The 16,596-nt window shown below is 71.1% G+C and carries 20 protein-coding genes and 3 pseudogenes; 14 read left to right on the forward strand and 9 right to left on the reverse strand.

All coding sequences use genetic code 11. The annotated features are described in order from the left end of the window. The 3 genes and pseudogenes from VF330_RS26695 to rnhA form a co-directional block, all read left to right on the forward strand. A partial coding sequence (locus VF330_RS26695; RefSeq protein WP_330854419.1) for an amidase family protein occupies positions 1-824 on the forward strand: 824 nt, incomplete at its 5' end. Positions 825-862: 38 nt separating this feature from the next. Next, positions 863-1,348 carry a hypothetical protein gene (locus VF330_RS26700; RefSeq protein ID WP_330854420.1) on the forward strand — a complete coding sequence of 162 codons (486 nt, stop codon included), beginning with the start codon at positions 863-865 and terminating at the stop codon, positions 1,346-1,348. Between the two features lie 11 nt (positions 1,349-1,359). Beyond that, positions 1,360-1,800: pseudogene (gene rnhA / locus VF330_RS26705) on the forward strand (ribonuclease HI); the annotation flags it as partial. 268 nt (positions 1,801-2,068) lie between these two features. On the opposite strand, the gene VF330_RS26710 reads toward rnhA, so the two are convergent. Beyond that, a complete protein-coding gene (locus VF330_RS26710; protein WP_330854421.1) occupies positions 2,069-3,205 on the reverse strand; it encodes a PLP-dependent aminotransferase family protein in 1,137 nt (378 codons plus the stop codon). Between the two features lie 74 nt (positions 3,206-3,279). Here VF330_RS26710 and VF330_RS26715 point away from each other — a divergent pair, with 74 nt between their 5' ends. From VF330_RS26715 to VF330_RS26725, 3 genes are read left to right on the forward strand one after another with little or no spacing between them, the layout of a single operon-like run. Further along, on the forward strand, positions 3,280-3,735 hold the full coding sequence (locus VF330_RS26715; RefSeq protein WP_330854422.1) for a GyrI-like domain-containing protein: 456 nt from the start codon (positions 3,280-3,282) through the stop codon (positions 3,733-3,735). Positions 3,736-3,793: 58 nt separating this feature from the next. Continuing rightward, the gene (locus VF330_RS26720; RefSeq protein WP_330854423.1) at positions 3,794-4,105 is read left to right on the forward strand and encodes a metalloregulator ArsR/SmtB family transcription factor; all 312 of its coding nucleotides are present in this window, start codon (positions 3,794-3,796) and stop codon (positions 4,103-4,105) included. Between the two features lie 3 nt (positions 4,106-4,108). Beyond that, the gene (locus VF330_RS26725) at positions 4,109-4,990 is read left to right on the forward strand and encodes an SRPBCC domain-containing protein (protein ID WP_330854424.1); all 882 of its coding nucleotides are present in this window, start codon (positions 4,109-4,111) and stop codon (positions 4,988-4,990) included. Here VF330_RS26725 and VF330_RS26730 read toward each other — a convergent pair. Further along, on the reverse strand, positions 4,975-5,817 hold the full coding sequence (locus VF330_RS26730) for a hypothetical protein (protein ID WP_330854425.1): 843 nt from the start codon (positions 5,815-5,817) through the stop codon (positions 4,975-4,977). The genes VF330_RS26725 and VF330_RS26730 overlap by 16 nt on opposite strands. Before the next feature lie 65 nt (positions 5,818-5,882). Between VF330_RS26730 and VF330_RS26735 the strand changes: the two genes are divergently transcribed. Next, the gene (locus tag VF330_RS26735; protein ID WP_330854426.1) at positions 5,883-6,605 is read left to right on the forward strand and encodes a class I SAM-dependent methyltransferase; all 723 of its coding nucleotides are present in this window, start codon (positions 5,883-5,885) and stop codon (positions 6,603-6,605) included. On the opposite strand, the gene VF330_RS26740 is transcribed toward VF330_RS26735, so the two are convergent. Together VF330_RS26740 and VF330_RS26745 are read right to left on the reverse strand one after the other, a co-directional pair. Next, complete coding sequence (locus tag VF330_RS26740) at positions 6,606-6,818, reverse strand: hypothetical protein (RefSeq protein ID WP_330854427.1); 213 nt, start codon at positions 6,816-6,818, stop codon at positions 6,606-6,608. Positions 6,819-6,846: 28 nt separating this feature from the next. Further along, entirely contained in the window at positions 6,847-7,908 is a 1,062-nt protein-coding gene (locus tag VF330_RS26745; RefSeq protein ID WP_330854428.1) for a DNA polymerase IV, read from the reverse strand. 26 nt (positions 7,909-7,934) lie between these two features. Between VF330_RS26745 and VF330_RS26750 the strand changes: the two genes are divergently transcribed. Continuing rightward, a complete protein-coding gene (locus tag VF330_RS26750) occupies positions 7,935-8,381 on the forward strand; it encodes an NUDIX domain-containing protein (RefSeq protein ID WP_414675457.1) in 447 nt (148 codons plus the stop codon). On the opposite strand, the pseudogene VF330_RS26755 reads toward VF330_RS26750, so the two are convergent. The 3 genes and pseudogenes from VF330_RS26755 to VF330_RS26765 form a co-directional block, all read right to left on the reverse strand. Next, positions 8,368-9,063 (reverse strand): annotated as a pseudogene (locus VF330_RS26755) (endonuclease I family protein); the annotation flags it as partial. The gene VF330_RS26750 and the pseudogene VF330_RS26755 sit on opposite strands and share 14 nt — an antisense overlap. A 72-nt stretch (positions 9,064-9,135) precedes the next feature. After that, positions 9,136-9,528 (reverse strand): annotated as a pseudogene (locus VF330_RS26760) (DUF6359 domain-containing protein); the annotation flags it as partial. Between the two features lie 128 nt (positions 9,529-9,656). Then, positions 9,657-10,160, reverse strand: a complete 504-nt coding sequence (locus VF330_RS26765; RefSeq protein ID WP_330854430.1) for a DinB family protein — start codon at positions 10,158-10,160, stop codon at positions 9,657-9,659. Between the two features lie 79 nt (positions 10,161-10,239). On the opposite strand from VF330_RS26765, the gene VF330_RS26770 reads away from it, so the two are divergent. The 3 genes from VF330_RS26770 to VF330_RS26780 are packed head-to-tail and all read left to right on the forward strand — an operon-like array spanning position 10,240 to position 12,636. Further along, on the forward strand, positions 10,240-10,905 hold the full coding sequence (locus VF330_RS26770; RefSeq protein WP_330854431.1) for a YqeB family protein: 666 nt from the start codon (positions 10,240-10,242) through the stop codon (positions 10,903-10,905). Further along, positions 10,893-11,489 carry a TetR/AcrR family transcriptional regulator gene (locus tag VF330_RS26775; RefSeq protein ID WP_330854432.1) on the forward strand — a complete coding sequence of 199 codons (597 nt, stop codon included), beginning with the start codon at positions 10,893-10,895 and terminating at the stop codon, positions 11,487-11,489. The genes VF330_RS26770 and VF330_RS26775 overlap by 13 nt, the downstream gene beginning before the upstream one ends. 4 nt (positions 11,490-11,493) lie before the next feature. Next, positions 11,494-12,636 (forward strand): cysteine desulfurase-like protein, encoded by a 1,143-nt coding sequence (locus VF330_RS26780; protein WP_330854433.1) that lies wholly within the window; start codon positions 11,494-11,496, stop codon positions 12,634-12,636. A gap of 9 nt (positions 12,637-12,645) precedes the next feature. Here VF330_RS26780 and VF330_RS26785 read toward each other — a convergent pair whose 3' ends face one another. Beyond that, positions 12,646-14,247: a hypothetical protein gene (locus tag VF330_RS26785; protein WP_330854434.1), complete on the reverse strand. Its 1,602-nt coding sequence runs from the start codon at positions 14,245-14,247 to the stop codon at positions 12,646-12,648. Between the two features lie 95 nt (positions 14,248-14,342). Between VF330_RS26785 and VF330_RS26790 the strand changes: the two genes are divergently transcribed. Both VF330_RS26790 and VF330_RS26795 read left to right on the forward strand, forming a co-directional pair. Continuing rightward, positions 14,343-14,531, forward strand: coding sequence for a hypothetical protein (locus VF330_RS26790; protein ID WP_330854435.1), 189 nt, complete (start codon positions 14,343-14,345; stop codon positions 14,529-14,531). Next, complete coding sequence (locus VF330_RS26795; protein WP_330854436.1) at positions 14,518-15,438, forward strand: YihY/virulence factor BrkB family protein; 921 nt, start codon at positions 14,518-14,520, stop codon at positions 15,436-15,438. Before VF330_RS26790 ends, VF330_RS26795 begins: the two co-directional genes overlap by 14 nt. On the opposite strand, the gene VF330_RS26800 is transcribed toward VF330_RS26795, so the two are convergent. Then, positions 15,409-15,774 (reverse strand): hypothetical protein, encoded by a 366-nt coding sequence (locus VF330_RS26800; protein ID WP_330854437.1) that lies wholly within the window; start codon positions 15,772-15,774, stop codon positions 15,409-15,411. The two genes, VF330_RS26795 and VF330_RS26800, sit on opposite strands and share 30 nt — an antisense overlap. 94 nt (positions 15,775-15,868) lie before the next feature. Here VF330_RS26800 and VF330_RS26805 point away from each other — a divergent pair, with 94 nt between their 5' ends. Next, the gene (locus VF330_RS26805) at positions 15,869-16,585 is read left to right on the forward strand and encodes a GNAT family N-acetyltransferase (protein ID WP_330854438.1); all 717 of its coding nucleotides are present in this window, start codon (positions 15,869-15,871) and stop codon (positions 16,583-16,585) included. Positions 16,586-16,596: the final 11 nt, after the last annotated feature.

The raw sequence follows: 16,596 nt of genomic DNA on the forward strand, positions 1-16,596 counted from the left end.
AGAGCCACCGCGAGGCGTTGATGGCACTCGGTTGCGTTCCGATCGGCCTGACCACCACACCCGACGGCAGCACACCGTGGCAGACGTGGGGCCGCAACTCTCGCGGCGTCACACGCAACCCGTGGAACCTCGACCGCACCCCCGGCGGCTCGTCGGCGGGTTCGGCGGTCGCGGTGGCGGCGGGCGTCGTGCCGCTGGCCACCGGTGTCGACGGCGCGGGCTCGATCCGCATCCCTGCCGCGTGGTGCGGCGTGCTCGGGCTGAAGACGACGTCGTCCGAACGGGCCGCGGTGGGCGTGTTCGCACGGGACCCGGCCTTGCTGGAGATCTACCTCGGCACCTCCGGAACCAGTCGGCCCACCGCCGTCTGGTCCCCTGACCTGGGCTTCGCCACCGTGGACGACGAGCAGGCCGAGATCGCGCGCCGGGCCGCGGCGCCGTTGCACCCCCGCGCTGTGTCGCTGGCGCTGCGCGATCCGGCCGAGGACTGGTGCGCCAACCGCTGCGGTCCGAACGCCTTGCTGGACGAGCTGTTCGAGACCACCGACCTGCTCCTCACACCGACGGCGCCAGGTCCGCCGCACGGTCACGACGGTCCGGGCTCGCGGGTCAACACCGAGCTGACCTGGGCGTTCAACCTCAGCGGCCATCCGGCGATCAGCATCCCGGCGGGGTTCGACTCCGAGGGCCTGCCGGTCGGGCTGCAGGCCGTGGCACGGCATGGCCGGGAGGCGGACCTGGTCGCTGCCGCCCGCACCGTTCTCGGCGCGACGCCGACCCGATTTCCACCCTTTCGTGCCGCGCAAGTCCACTCGTTCGAGTGATTTGGGTCCAATCCACCTCGGCGGGTCTGCGGTGTGCGATGTCCTCCCGGCTCGAGGAGGGCGGACATGGGGAGACGCATCGGCGGTCCAGGCGGAGGTTCGGACCCGGCCGGCAAGGCAGGCGTTGTGGTGGCAGCCGGGGTGCTGGCCATGTCGGTGGCGGCGGGCAGCGGCGGTCTGGCGCTGGGCGGTGGTTCGTCGGCACCGGCGGTCGACTCCGCGAGGGTGAACCTGAGCAAGGCCAGGTCCGGGACCACCTCGCGCGCAACCCGTGCAAGTCGCTCGACCGGACGCTCTTCGCCGTCGCCGGCGAGCAGGGCGACATCACGCCGCTCGCCACGCCGCTGCTCGACCTCGCGGACATCCGCTTCACCGGCCTGCACCACCAGTCCCGGTCGGACGGCAGCACGGTCGTGATCGCCGAGACGGAGTCCGCGTCGGGACAGGTGAGCGGTGACGTGCTTGATGCGATGGCCGACGTCGCGAGCTGGCTCCCGGGCCAGGCCGCCGGACCTCGTCGGTAGCCTCCTGTCGCATGGAGGTCGAGATCTACACCGACGGCGCCTGCAGCCCCAACCCCGGTCCGGGCGGCTGGGGTGCCGTGTTGCGCTACGGCGAGCACGAGAAGGACATGTACGGCGGTGACCTCGGCCCCACGACGAACAACCGCATGGAATTGATGGCACCCATCATGGCGTTGGAGAGCCTCACGCGCCCGTCCACCGTGCGGCTCTACACGGACAGCACCTACGTCCGCAACGGCATCACCTCGTGGGTGCACGGCTGGAAGGCGAACGGCTGGCTCACGAAGTCGCGTGAGCCCGTCAAGAACGCCGACCTGTGGCGCCGCCTCGAGGAGGCCAACGGCCGGCACGAGGTGGAGTGGCACTGGGTGAAGGGCCACGCCGGCCACCCGGAGAACGAGCGCGCCGACCGCCTCGCCGTCCGCGGGGTCGAGGAGGTCACGGGCCGGGGAGTCGCGCAGCCCCAGGCGAAACGGCCGAAGACGGCCAAGCCGAAGCAGCCGCGCGAGCTGTCCGGCGAACCGTGCGGCGCGCCCACGAAGAAGGGCACGCCGTGCCCGATCACCGCCGGCCGGAACGGGCTGTGCCACGTGCACGACCCGGCGTTGCAGTGCGGCGCCCTCACGAAGAAGGGCTCGCCCTGCACCATCGCGACCGGCGGCGGCCGTTGCGAGTACCACCAGGACGCGCTCGAGCTGTTCTCCTGAGCCGGAAACGGTCTCAGCTCAGCACCTTCGCCAGGCGGGCCATGCCCTCCTCGATCTCCGCGGGCGTGTTGGTCGTGAACGACATCCGGAACGTCGCGTGGTCCGGTGTGGTCGCGAAGAACGGCGCACCGGGCACGAACGCGACGTCGTGGCGCAGTGCCTCCCGGAGCAGCTCGGCGCTGTCCACGTCACCGGGCAGCCGCAGCCACACGAACATCCCGCCGTCCGGGTCGCTCCACGTCGTGCCGCCGGGGACGGTGGACGGCAGCGCGGCGATCATCGCGTCGCGGCGGGCGCCGTACTCGACGCACAGGCGGGCGACGTGGGCGTCGAGGTCGTTGCGGGACAGGTAGGCGGCGGCCGCGGCCTGGTCCACAGTGGACGTGTGGAGGTCGGCGGCCTGCTTCACGATCACCAGCGTGCGCAGCAGGTCGGCGGGTGCGCGCAGCCAGCCGAGGCGCATGCCGGGCGCGCCGATCTTCGAGAAGCTGCCCAGGTAGACGGTCCTGTCGCTGGCAGAGGCGATCGGGGCGACGGCGGAACCCCGGTAGCGGAGCTCGCCGTACGGGTCGTCCTCGACGACCCAGAAGTCGTGCTCGGCGGCCAGAGCGGCGACGGCGGCCCGGCGGGACGCGGTCAACGTGCGGCCGGTCGGGTTCGCGAAGGTCGGCACCAGGTAGAGCATCGTGGGGCGTTCGCGCCGGACGACTTCCAGCAGTGAGGCGGGATCCAGGCCGTCGGCGTCGCTCGCGACCGGCACGATCCGCGCTCCCGCCATCCGGAAGCACTGGAGCGCGGCCAGGTACGTCGGTTCCTCGACGGCGACGACGGCGCCCGGCTCCAGCAGGGCGGTGGTCACCAGGGTCAGGGCCTGCTGGGAACCCGTGGTCACCAGGACGTCCGAAGTGGGCAGTCCGCGGCCCGTCAGGCGGGCGGAGACCAGCTCGCGCAGTGCCGCATTTCCTTCTGTGGGCGCGTATTGCAGCACCGAACGGTCCCGCAGCGCGACGTCGTACGCGGCGCGCAGAGCGTCCAGGTCGAACAGCTCCGGGGCGGGGAGGCCGCCCGCGAAGGAGATCACCTCGGGGCGCGAGGTCAGCGCGAGCAGGTCGCGCACCGGGGAGCTGGCCACGGGGAGGGTGCGGTGCATGAACTTCACGTTAACCGGGGTGGTCCCGGGGCGAACCCCGATTTTCTGTCGGTGCCCGTCGTTAGCGTGGTCCCATGGACATCGAGACACGCGCCGAGCAGCCCTACGCCGCCGTCAAGGCCACGGTCACGCTCGACACCTTCGCCAAGATCGCCGACCGGTTCCCCGAGCTCATGAGGTGGCTGGCCGACCGCGAGTTACCGATCACCGGAGCGCCGTTCCTGCGCTACTTACGCGTCACCGGCGAGGAGTTCGAGGTGGAGGCCGGCATCCCCACCGTCGCCGAGGTGCCCGGCGAGGGTGACGTCTTCACCTCCACGCTCCCCGCCGGCCAGTACCTGGTCGCGCTCCACGAGGGAAGTCTCGACGGCCTGGCCGCCACCACCGACGAGCTCCTCGCGCACGCCGTGCGGTTCGACCGCGACGGCGACAGGTGGGGCGCGCGCCTCGAGACCTACTTCACCGACCCCGCGGTGGAGCCCGACCAGAGCAAGTGGAGCACGGAGGTGGCCATCCGCCTGGCCGACTGACCCGGCCCGGACACCGCGCGACTCGACACGTATATGCCAGCTTGGCTATATTGCCGACATGGCATCTACGTTCGCCGCGCTGGCCGATCCGAGCCGCCGGGAGATCCTCGACCTGCTGCGCGACCACGAGCAGCCGGTCGGGTATCTCGTCGACCGGCTGACGCTCGCCCAGCCGACCGTCTCGAAGCACCTCAGGGTGTTGCGGGAGGCCGGTCTGGTCGAGGTGCGCACGGAAGCCCAACGGCGCTGGTACCGCGTCTCCCCCGGCCCGCTGGCGGAGGTCGACGCCTGGCTCGCGCCCTACCGGCGGATGTGGGAGAAGAGCCTGGACGCGCTGGAACGGCGACTCGACGAGATCGAAGGGGACTGACCCGTGGACGTCGAACTGCGGATGATCGAGGGCAAGCCCGTCCTGCGCTTCGAGCGCACCTTGCGGCACCCGCCCGAGAAGGTGTGGCGGGTCGTCACCGATCCCGCCGAGATGAGGCACTGGTTCCCGGCCGAGGTGGAGATCGACGGCCGGAAGCTGCGCTTCACGTTCCCGGCGGCGGCTCCGGTCGACGCCGACGGGGGCGAGGGCGAGCTGCTCGAGTCCGACCCGCCGAAGGTGTTCGCCTTCCGCTGGGCGGGTGACGTGCTGCGCTTCGAGATCCTGCCGCGCGACGAGGGCTGCCTGCTGGTCCTCACGGCGGTCGTCTCGTCCAGGCTGTCGGTGGGCCGCGACGTCCCCGGCTGGATCACCTGCCTGGACGCGCTGGTCGCCCACGCCGACGGCACGGAGTTCGAGCCGCCGACGGAGTGGCTCTCCCGCATCGAGCACTACGTGCGGCGGTTCGGTCTCGACGAGGGCACCGACGAGCCGGAGGGCGTGCGGTTCGTCCGCGACCTGGTGTGGACCCCGCTCGACGACGTCTGGCAGCTCCTCACCGAAGGCGCCGAGGGCACCGTGCCGGCCAGGGCCGCGCACCCCGGCCTGACGCCCGGCCAGGTCACGAGGTCCGAGGCCCCGCGCCTGCTGGAGTACGAGTGGCTGCGGGACGGCGAACCGCAGGGCGTCGTGCGCTGGGAGTTCGACCACGTGCCGTTGCAGGGCACCACGGTCACGCTCGTCCAGGAGAACGCGCACGGCCCCGAGGCACTCGCGGCGTGGCACGTGCACCTGGAGCTGTTCTTCGCGGCCACGCAGGGCGACATCCGCTGCCCGTGGCCGAAGGACCGGGAGGAGGAACTGGCCGAGCGCTACGCCGGCAGGTGATCCATCGTCGCGAACCGGTCGACGCCGATCCCGGTGATCAGCAGCCGCTCCTTGCGGTTGCCCGTCAACCGGGCCGTCCAGTCGACGAACCCGCCGTCGCCGATCTCCACCCCGTCGCGGTACACCTTGAAGCACAGGCCCCGGTAGTAGCCGGTGTCGCGCGACGGGTCGGCGGGCAGGTCGCCGCGCACGACCTCGAACCGCGGGTCCAGCACGGTCACGCGCACCTCGACATCGCCGCACGCTTCACGCAGGAACGCGACGTGCTCGGCGAAGTGCCGCCGCTCGAAGGCGAGCGAGCCGCGGTCCCGTCCCGCCGACACCGCGGCGAACAGGGTGAAGTGCGCGAACCGCCCCTCACCTCTGAAGAGCTGCGCCCGCACCACCCGCTGCACGGCCGCGAGCCGCAGGTCGTCCCCGCCGGCCTGCCGGCGCACGGCGGCCTCCAGGGCCAAGGCGTTGGTCGGGTCGGCCGCGACCTCGGTGCCGCGGATCGTCGACACGACGTTGTTCTGGTCCTGCTCGGCCACGGCGGAGCACGTGCCGAGCGGCGCCAACGGCGACAGCCCCACCACGGAGAACGCCGGCGGCACCGCGGCGAGCAGCCGGTCCTCGGCCGCCCGCAGCACGTCGAACGGCACGGCGGAAGGAGCCACGAAACGATCAGAACGGTACTGCCGCAACACATCCGGTCCGGACAGGCCGGAGGCACGCCGTCGCATCAACGCGAGCAGCACGCTGGTGAGGTCGCTGCCCGGCAGTCCGGCGAGCCGTTGCAACGCCTCTTCGCCACCCAACGACCGCAACACGCGCGTCAACACACCCATGCGGTCCATGATCCGTGTCGCGGCCACCGGATTTCCGCGCGCACGCCGTGACTAGGGTCGAGGACGTGACCGACGACCGGGCAGTCAGGGAGGGCGACCTGTGGGGCCGCAAGGCCGCGCACCGCGCCGCGCTCGGAGCGAACATGTCCATGCCCGCGTGGAAGACCGCGATCGAACGCACCGGCATCGGGCCGGGCACCGCGGTGCTGGACCTGGCGTGCGGCAGCGGCGAGTTCTGCGCCGCCGCGGCGGAAGCGGGCGCGCGGGCCACCGGGATCGACGTCTCGCCGGCGATGGTGGAGCTCGCGAAGCAGACCGCGCCGGACGCGGAGTTCCACGAGCGGGCGCTGGGCAGGTTGCCGTGGGACGACGGCACGTTCGACGTCGTGACGGCGTTCAACGCGCTGTTCTTCGCGGCCGACCCGGACGAGGCGTTCGCCGAAGCCGTCAGGGTCAGCAGGGACTACGTGGTCGTGTGCGAGTGGCACCCCGACCGCACGAGCGACCTGATGGTCGTCGGCCGGGCCGTGCGAGGACCGAGCGGGTGCAGAGGTGCGCGCATGCCGGAACCGCTGGAAAAACTCACGATCGACATTCCGCAGATCCACCCCGACGAGGCCACGATGCTGCGCAGCTTCCTGAGCGTGGGCAGCTATCAGCGCATCATCGAGAACGAAGGTGAAGAAAGTGTCGCGGCCAGGATCAGGGCCGCCGCTGAGCCGTTCAAAACCGCGGACGGGAACTACCGGTTCGACAACGCCTACCTGATGTCGGTGTTCCGCAAATGATCAGGCCGCGTCGAGCAGGGCGAGGCCGGCGCTGGTCAGCGCGGCGGGGCCGGGACGGGTGCTGATCAGGCCCTCGGTGCGCAGGCGCAGGCCGGCGAACTGGTCGGCGCAGCACAGGCCGTCGACGAGCAGGGAGCTTCCGGCGATCTCGCACCGGCCGTCGGCGACGGCTCTGAGAACCGCCCGGTCGCGCTGTGTGAGCGAGGTGTTCATCTTCTTCTCCTAGCGGTGGAGCGTCTACTTACTGATACGTCGAAGAAGAAGGCTTCGGTTCGACATTTTCGTCGAAGAATTCCGCGCGGACCCCGAGAAGTCGTACGGCGCGGCCGTGTTCGAACCGGTTGAGCACCACCAATGCGGCGGACGCGAGCTCCGCGGCGGACGACGTCGGCGCGGGCAGCTTCATCAGGCGGACCTTCGTGAAGAACGGCACGAACCGCACCTTCACGCCCACGCGCACCGCCGGGCGTCCTTCCAGCACCACGTCGGCGGCCACCTGGTGGGCCAGCGCCACGACCTCGCGCCGGATGTCCTCCAGGGACGTGAGGTCCTGCTGAAAAGTCTTCTCGTGCGATCGGGACTTCACGACCCACGGTGTCGCGCTCACGACCGTGTCGCCCGCGCCCAGGCCGAGCGAGCGGAAGTACGGTCCCATCCGCGGGCCGAAGCGGGCGGCCAGTTCGTCGGGCGACGCCGTGGCCAGGTCGGTCACTGTTGCCAGGCCCATCTCGGCCAGCTTGCGCTCGGTCTTCGCGCCGATGCCCCAGAGCGCGGACGTCGGGCGGTGGCCCATCACCTCGACCCAGTTGTCCCTGGTCAGCTCGAACACGCCGGCGGGTTTGCCGAACTCCGTGGCGATCTTGGCGCGCAGCTTGTTGTCACCGATGCCCACCGAGCAGTGCAGGCCGGTCGACTCCAGCACGGCCGCCTGCAGCGACCGGGCCAGCGCCACCGGGTCGTCGACGGACGCGCCGACGAACGCCTCGTCCCAGCCCATCACCTCGACGACCACGGGGAACGAGCGCAGCACGGCCATCACGTCCGCCGACGCCGCCTCGTACAGCGCGTGGTCGGTGGGCAGGAAGACGGCGTCCGGGAGCTTCTTGAACGCCGTGCGCAACGGCATGCCGGAGCGGACGCCGAACTCGCGTGCCTCGTACGACGCGGTGGCCACGACCGCGCGCTCCGCCGGGTCGCCGTTGCCGCCCACCACCACGGGCCTGCCGCGCAACGACGGGTCGCGCAGCACCTCGACCGCGGCGATGAACTGGTCGAGGTCCACGTGCAGGACCCGGTCCGCCATGCTCACCAGAATAGATAATGGGGAGTATGAAACGGTCGGCCGGAATCCTGCTCTTCAGACGAACCACCCAGCTCGAGGTGCTGCTGGGGCACATGGGCGGCCCGTTCTGGGCCCGCAAGGACGCCGGGGCGTGGTCGGTGCCGAAGGGCGAGTACACCGCGGACGAGACGCCGGAGGCGGCCGCGCGGCGCGAGTTCACCGAGGAGCTCGGGCTGCCGGTGCCGGACGGCGAGCTGATCCCGCTCGGCGAGGCCAAGGGCTCCGGCAAGGTCATCACGGTGTGGGCACTCGAGGGCGACCTCGACCCGGAGACCGTCACGCCCGGGACGTTCGAGATGGAGTGGCCGCCGAAATCGGGGCAGAAGAAGACGTTCCCCGAGGTCGACCGCGTGCAGTGGTTCGCGGTGGAAGAGGCGAGCGCGAAGATCGTCTCCGCGCAGCGCCCCTTCCTGGAGCGACTCACGGCCAGATAGCGGCGACCCACTCCGGGTGGTCGATGAACGGGTTCCGGTTGTGCTGGAAGCTGTCGAAGATCACCTGGTTGCGGCGCTTCTCGAACGCGTCCGGCGGGTCCTGCTGGCTCCACTGCTTGAGCACCGAGAGCTTGCCCATGTACGGCGCCGTGCCGTTGGACACCGAGTTGTTGAGCTCCAGGTCCACGTAGCCGTCGGTGCCCTCGTAGCGCACGGCCATGTAGAAGAGCATGCGCGCGACGTCGCCCTTCACGGCGTCGCGCGGCTCGAACGAGTCGCCGTCGGCGTAGCTGCCCGGCGCCTCGGCGACGGCGGAGCCGCCGTTGTCGAAGTCCAGGTTGCCGCGGGCGGAGTTCACCGAGACGTCCTCGGGGCGCAGGTGGTGGACGTCGGTGCCGGGGCCGGTGGCCGTGCCGAAGTCACCGTGCGACTTCGCCCAGACGTGCTCGCGGTTCCAGTCGTTGACACCGCCGCCGTTCGTCGACTTCGACTGCGAACGGCCGCTGTAGAGCAGGATCACGTTGTTCGAGTTGGCCGGGTCCTGGTCGGTGGACTTCAGCGCGTCCCAGACCTGGTCGTAGCTCAGCTTGGTCTGGTTCTTGATGATGCCGTTCAGCGCCGACTTCAACGCCGCGCCGCTCTTGCCGCAGGCAGCCGTGTAGTAGCTCTCGCACGACGACGGCGGTGGAGTGGTCGTTGTTGTTGTAGTTGTCGTCGTGGACGTCGGCGGCGTCGTGCCGGCGAACGCGAACGCCGTCGACGAGGTCAGGCCGGCGTGCGAGAAGTACGCGGCCAGCGTGCCCGTCACGTCGATCTGCTTGCCCAGCAGCGACGGGTTCGACTTCATCCCCCACTGCGCGCGGAACGCGGACGGGATCTGCACGTAGACCATGCTCGACGTGCTGGTCGTGGCCGCCGAGTCGGCGAGCGCCAACGCGTAGTCGTTCGGGTAGTTCGACCGGATGACCGTCGTCGTGGCCGTGGGCTGGCCGACGACGTATCCGCGCACCGTCGCCGACGACCCGTTCTGCTGGCCGATCGCCTGGGCGACGGTGAGCGGTGCTGCTGCGACAGCGGCGGTCGACCCGTACAGGCCGACCGCCGCCAGCAAACCGATGACCAACGCGAGAGGACTCCACCGTGCCATGCGCACTCCCCGATCGTGTGGATGTTTCCCACACGATCAGGGGACACGGTCAACGAACGGTTAACGCACGGTCACGGCAGCAGGACGACCTGAGGTCGGTCAACGTCAAGTCCCCCGCAGCACCGAAGTCAGGACTTCTGCAGGTAGAGATCGCGAAGCAGCGAGATCTCGGCACCGTGGTGGATCACCTCGCGGTTGATGTGCAGCACCAGGGTCGCCATCGGTTCGGCCGCGAACGGACCCTCCGCCGGACCGACGGGCACCGACAGGTCGGCCTTGCGCGCGCCGGCCATCCACGTCTCGTAGGCGTCGTCCAGCTGCTTCAACGCCTCGTCGGCGCCGGCAGCGAACTTCCAGGTCGCGTAGTCGGCGGGCGGGCCGCCGAAGTGCGACGCCGACCGCATCGCGAACACGCCCACCGTCACGTGCGCCAACCGCCACGCGATGGTCGTGACCGGCGTGGGGTCGGGCGGCGGGTACTCCCAGTCGATCCCGTGCGGCGGACGGACCGTCCACGCGCCGGGCACCGGCTCCCAGAGGTACTCCTCGTCCGTCAAGCCCTCCAGCCGCGGCCGCAGCTGCACGTTCCAGTGCCATTCGAGCTGGTCGGTCAACTGCTTGTTCCAGTCCATGCGCGGGACCGTACGACCGGATGCGGACAACTGCCGTCCTGATACTGATAAACCGAGCGCTCGGTCTACTATTGACCGCATGACGACTGTGCGCGAGGCGGCAGCGGTCCGGCACGGCATCTGGGTGCTCTGCCCGGCCGCCGGTGCCGCCGCGGCGTGGGGGCTCGAGCAGGCGGCGGCCTGGATCACGACCCTGGGCTGGTTCCCGTTCCAGGGCGTGTTCAGGCTCGTCACGGACATCCCGGAACCGTGGGCGACGGTCGCGGCATTGGTGGTCGGCGCCGTCGCCGGGCTCGTGTTCGCGGGCCTCTGGGCCAAGGAGATGCTGACCGTCGAGGTCTCGCCCGACCGCGTCGCGCTCCACCAGGACGACCGGGTCCTCGGCTTCGACCGCCACGAGGTCGAGTCGGCGTTCGCCGACGGCAAGCAGCTCGTGCTGCTGTCCCCGCGAGGCACCGAACTGGCCCGCGAGACCTCGGACATCGGCACCGGGAAGCTCGCGGAGGCCTTCACCGCGCAGGGCTACCGGTGGCGCGAGGCGGACCCGTTCGCGGCGGAGTTCCGGCTCTGGGTCGAGCACGCCCCCGAGCTGGCGCCGGAGGTGAACGCCCTGTTCACGGCACGCCGGAAGGCCGTCTCGAAGCACGAGGGCGAGGAGGCCGCAGAATTGGCGCGGGAGATCCGCCGACGCGGCGTCGCGGTGCGGGACGAGAAGAAGAGGCAGTACTACAGGTGCGCACGGTAGATCCGGTCAAACACGCCGAGAAGAAGCGGCACATCACCGACACGGCGGCCGGGCTGTTCGCGCGCAAGGGGTTCGACCGCACCACCGTCGCGGACATCTGCAAGGCCGCCGGCATCAGCACCGGCAGCCTCTTCCACTACTTCCCCACCAAGCGCGCCATCTTCCAGGAGATCTTCGAGCAGGACGGCGCGGACAACGCGGCGATGTTCGCCGAGGCCCGCGAGCTGAGCCCGTGGGACGGCGTCCTGCTGGTGGTCGACCGCCTGTGCGCCCCCGCGCTGGACCGGGCGGTCGCCGGGCTTGTGCTGGAGATCGTCACGCAGGCGAGCCGCGACCCGGAGCTGTGGGAGCTGGTCGGCCGCAACGAGCAGGTGGTGCGCGACGAGCTCGCCGTGCTGCTGCAACAGGCCCACGACACCGGTCAGATCGCGCTCCCGGTCAGCGCCAGAACGGCGGCGAGCTGGGTGCAGGGCCTGGTCGACGGCCTGTACGGCCGGCTGGTCGACCCGGACTTCGACGCCCCCGAACAGGTGGTGACCCTACGTCTGATCCTTTCCCGATTCGTGGGTGCTCCAGCACCATGAGGGCATGGCTTACGACGTCGCTGAGGTCCGCGCCCACTTCCCCGCCCTGCGCGAAGGCGCCGCGCACTTCGACGGACCGGGCGGTGCGCAGGTGCCCGACGTGGTCGGCGAGGCGGTCAGGGAGACGCTGACCTCGGCCGTCTCCAACCGCGGCTCCGTCACGGCGGCGGAACGCCGCGCCGAGGAGGTCGTCCGGAAGGCCCGCGGCACGATGGCGGAGTTCCTCAACGCGGGCAGCATCGTGTTCGGGCGCAGCATGACCCAGCTGACCTACGACTTCGCCCGCACGCTGTCGAAGAACTGGCGGCCCGGCGACGAGATCATCGTGACCAGGATCGACCACGACGCGAACATCCGGCCGTGGGTGCAGGCGGCGGAGGCGGCCAGGGCCACGGTGCGGTGGGCGCCGTTCGACCGCACGACCGGTGAGCTGCCCGTAGAGGCGGTCACGAAGCTGCTGTCCGACCGCACCCGCGTCGTCGCGGTGACGGCGGCGTCGAACCTGCTCGGCACCCGTCCCGACATCGCGGAGATCGCGCGGGCGGCGCACGAGATGGCGGCGTTCGTCTACGTCGACGGCGTGCACTACACACCGCACGTCCCGGTCGACGTCGAGGCGTTGGACGCGGACTTCTTCGTGTGCTCGCCCTACAAGTTCCTCGGCCCGCACCTCGGCGTGCTGGCGGCCGCGCCGGAGCTCCTGGAGACGTTGCGGCCGGACAAGCTGCTGCCGTCGACCAACGCCGTGCCGGAGCGGTTCGAGCTGGGCACGCTGCCCTACGAACTGCTGGCGGGCACGACCGCGGCCGTGGAGTTCATGCGCGGCCTCGACGGGCTGGAGGAGCACGAGCTGGCGATGCGCGAACGGCTCGAGAACGGTCTGCAGGAGCTCGGCGCGCGCATCTACAGCAAGGCCTCGTCGCGGACGCCCACCGTGCTGTTCTCGGTCGACGGGCTGGAGCCGGCCGAGGTGTACCGCAGGCTCGGCGCCGAGGGCGTCAACGCGCCCGCCGGTCACTTCTACGCGATCGAGTGCTCGCGCTGGCTCGGCCTGGGCGACAAGGGCGCGGTGCGGGCGGGCATCGCCCCCTACACCGACGAGTCCGATGTGGACCGCCTGCTCAAGGCCGTCGCCCGCCTGAGGTGAGACGCGGTCTCAGAGGAACAGGACCAGCGCCGCGTAGGCGATCCCGACGAACACGCTGACGTTGAACCGGCGGGTCACCCGCTCCTCGCGGTGCTCCGCCACCAACGACCGGGCGCGCGCCCACATCAGCATCTCGCCCGCCTGGCGGTCCGGCAGCTGCGGCGTGGTGAGCACGTCGCCGTGCGGGCCGAAGGCGAGCATGAGCTGCGGTCCCGACCGGCGCACGCCGTGCAGCTGCGCCCACGGCACGCGGTAGGTCCAGATGCCGGTGTAGAGCACGACGGCGTTGTGGTCCAGGCGCAGCATCGGCTGGAACCGCGTCACGGCCGACAGCACGCACTGCACGCCGATCAGGGCGAGCACGATGAGGTCCGGGTAGTACTTGAGCCCGATCAGCGCACCGGCGGCACCGAGCAGCAGCACCGCGCCCTCGGTCCGGCGGCGGTCCCCCGGCCACACCGCGTGCGGCAGGTCGACCGGTGTGCCCGCGGTGACCGGTTCGCCCGGCAGGTGTGCACTGTGGACGGTGTGACGCGGCCGGACGCGGCCTAGGGTGCTCGTCGCGACCACCTCGCCGTCGAGCACCAGCGCGACCTGGCCGCCGTGGTGCCACTCGCCCGCCACGAGGAACTCCACCGGGTCGAGCTGCACCGGCGGGTCCTCCTCGCCGCGCCAGACCCGGCCGAACTGCTCGGTGTCGTGGTAGAGCGGCTCCTCCAGGCCGAGGTCGGCGAGCGTGGTGACGGTGGCGACGTCGGAGTTGTTGTGCCGCAGCAGGATCCGGCGCGGTCCGATCGGGACGGCCTGCGCCCTGACCGCCTTCACCGGACCGCTCCACAGCGAACGGCGGCGGCGTTCCCGCGCGGCGAGCATGATCGCGAAGAACACCGCGGCACCGCCGAGCGTGAGCCACCACGTGACGTCCTCGGGCTCGTTCTCCATCCGCACCCACGTGCCGTCGGCGAGCACCGGCACCGAGTCGCCGACCCGGTAGGTCTCCGGCGCGAGCGGCTCGAACCCGGCGCGCTGCTCGTCCGGCAGCTCCACCCACACCTCGTAGGCGTCCTTGACCTCGACGACCTCGGCCTGCACCCGGCTGGCCCTCGCGACGTGCCGCTCGATCTCGCTGTTGGTGATGTCGTACTGCACGAACGTCAGGAACCCGAACAGGACGAGCAGCACGGCGACGATCCGCAGAACTCCTCGTGGCGGTGGCATGTCCGGCAGTGAAACGACCGTCGTGCCCGCCGCCTCGTGCTGGTCCGCACGCGACCTCGCGGTCCACGCCGCCACCACGGCGCACGCGGCGGCGTGCAGACCGAACGCGACGTTCGACACCGCGCTGCCGTCCAGGACGATGTCCAGCGCACCGAACAGCACGCCCATCGCGCAGCCCGTGAGCACCCGTCCGAACAGCAGCAGCAACGGCGTGGCCAGCAGCGGGACGACCGCGAGGGAGAACAGCGGGTCCGGCACGCAGGGCTGGGCGGTCGTGCACGGTGCGTCGTTCGCGCTCGCCGCGAAGTAGAAGGCGACGACCCATCCCCCGGCGAGCCCGACCTTGGTCACCCACCACGGAACCGCGGCCGCTCGCCAGCGCTGGAGGTCCACGGTCCGATCATGACACGTCCATTGCTCCGAACGGCGCGCTTCACCCCTATCGAAACGGGTATCCGCACCTCACCCGATACGGAGGTGGAGACACAATGCTCGCCATCATCGCCGCAGTCTCGTTCGGTCTGGCACTGATCCTGGACCTGGCGAAGGCCGGGCTCGGTGACGTCATCACCGGCAACACGCTGCTCCTGCTCGGCCTGCTCCTCCTCGCCCTGCACCTCGCCGGCGTGGGCACCGGCACGCGGTCGTTCAGCTTCCGCCGCCGTGCCCGCAGGTAACGACGTCGAGAGCCCCACCGAGCTGCCCAAGGCCGCTTGGTGGGGTGTTCTCAAGCGGACGGTCAAGGAGTTCAACGACGACAACCTGACCGACTGGGCGGCCGCTCTCACGTACTACGCGGTGCTCTCCCTGTTCCCCGGCATCATCGTGCTCACGTCCGTGCTCGCCCTGCTCGGCGACACGACGACGCAGGAGCTGATCAGGTACGTCGACGACGTCGCGCCCGGTGAGGCCGGCCAGCTGGTGAAGTCGTCGATCGAGGAACTGCAGAAGAGCCAGGACGCGGCCGGCCTGCTCGGCATCATCGGCCTGCTGACGGCCCTGTGGACGGCGTCCGGTTACCTCGGCGCGTTCATGCGCGCCTGCAACGCCGTGTACGACGTCGAGGAGGGCCGCCCGCTCTGGAAGACCATCCCGCTGCGGATCGGCCTGACGCTCGGCTCGGTCGTGCTGGTCTCCGTCACGCTCGGCGCGCTCGTGCTGACCGGCGGGGTCGCGGACGCGGTCGGCGACGCGATCGGGCTCGGCGACACCGTCGTCACCGTCTGGGACGTCGTGAAGTGGCCGGTCATCCTGCTGCTCGTGAGCCTCGCGTTCGCGGTGCTCTACTGGACCGCGCCGAACGTGCGGCAGCCGGGCTTCCGCTGGGTCACGCCGGGCAGCCTGCTCGCCATCGTGCTGTGGGCGCTCGCGACCGTCGGGTTCGCGGTCTACGTGGCGAACTTCGCGTCGTACAACAAGACCTACGGCTCGCTCGGTGGCGTGATCGTCTTCCTGGTGTGGCTGTGGATCTCGAACATCGCCGTGCTGCTCGGTGCCGAGTTCGACGCGGAGCTGGACCGCGGCAGGCGGATGGCCGAGGGCGAGCGCGAACCGTCACCCGAGCCGCGTGATCTCCCCGGGTAGGTCGGCCTCGACCGCCGTCCACACCCCGTCCGGACCGGCCTCGACGCGCTCGCTGGTGTCGCCGGGGACGAGCACCCACAGCTGGTCCCGCTCCGACAGCCACACGACGCCGATGCCGTCCGCGCGGGAGCTCGTGGCGTACTCGTAGGACTTGCGGAACACGTCCCCGCCGTTGCGGTCGGTCACCCGGACCTCGCTGGCGCTCTCGGCGTGCGCGACGAAGTTCCCGCTGGGCGAGCTCTTCGGCGCGCCGGGGCGGACGAACCGCTCCTCGGACTCGCTGCCGCAGCTCGTGAGGGTCAGCAGCAGGGCGACCAGCGCCGCCAGGGCCCTCATGGCCGGCCCCTGCGGAAATCGCCGCGCGTCATACCGCCCAAGGTAGCTAGCGTGATCGGCCGTGTGGGACGTTCTGGAAAGCTTTTACGACTCCGTGCCCCGACCGGGATCTCGCGTCGAGGAACACGGCGAGCTGGTGCTGTTCGTCCAGGCGGGCGACGGCTACCCCTTCTACGCGCGGCCCCGGTTCCCCGGCGGTCGGCCGGCGGTCGCCGACGTGGCGCGGGTCCGGGAACGGCAGCGCGAGCTGGGCGTGCCCGAGGCGTTCGAGTGGGTGCACGAGACGACGCCGGACCTGCACGACGTCGCGGTCGAGGCCGGTCTGGAGGTGCTCAGGGCGCCGTTGCTGGTGCTCGACCCCGCGGGGCTGCCGGAACCGCACCCGCACGTCCGCGTGCTCGGCACCCGGCCCGCCGAGGTCTCGGTGGTGGCCGAGCTCGCGTTCTCCTCGCCGGGCACCGCGCGGGGTGAGGCCGGTGCCGCGGAACGGGACGCGGCCCTCGCCGGGGCGGCCCCGGCGAGCACCCGGCACCGCCACGCCGTCGCCGACCTGCCCGGTGAGGGCGTTCTGGCGGTCGGCACCGCGCAACGGGCCGGCGACGTCGTGGAGATCGCGGGCATCGGCACGTTGCCGGCGGCCCGGCGGCGCGGCCTCGGTGGCGCGGTCACGGCCGCGCTGGCGCGCGACGCCCTGGACCGCGGCGCGGAGCTGGTGTTCCTGGCGGCGGGGAGCGCGGAGATCGCCCGCGTCTACGAACGCGTGGGGTTCCGCAGGGCGGGGACGGCCTGCATCGCGGCCCCACCGGCCTGATCCGGACATAA

It is taken from the genome of Lentzea sp., assembly GCF_036380075.1.
Lineage (GTDB): Bacteria > Actinomycetota > Actinomycetes > Mycobacteriales > Pseudonocardiaceae > Lentzea.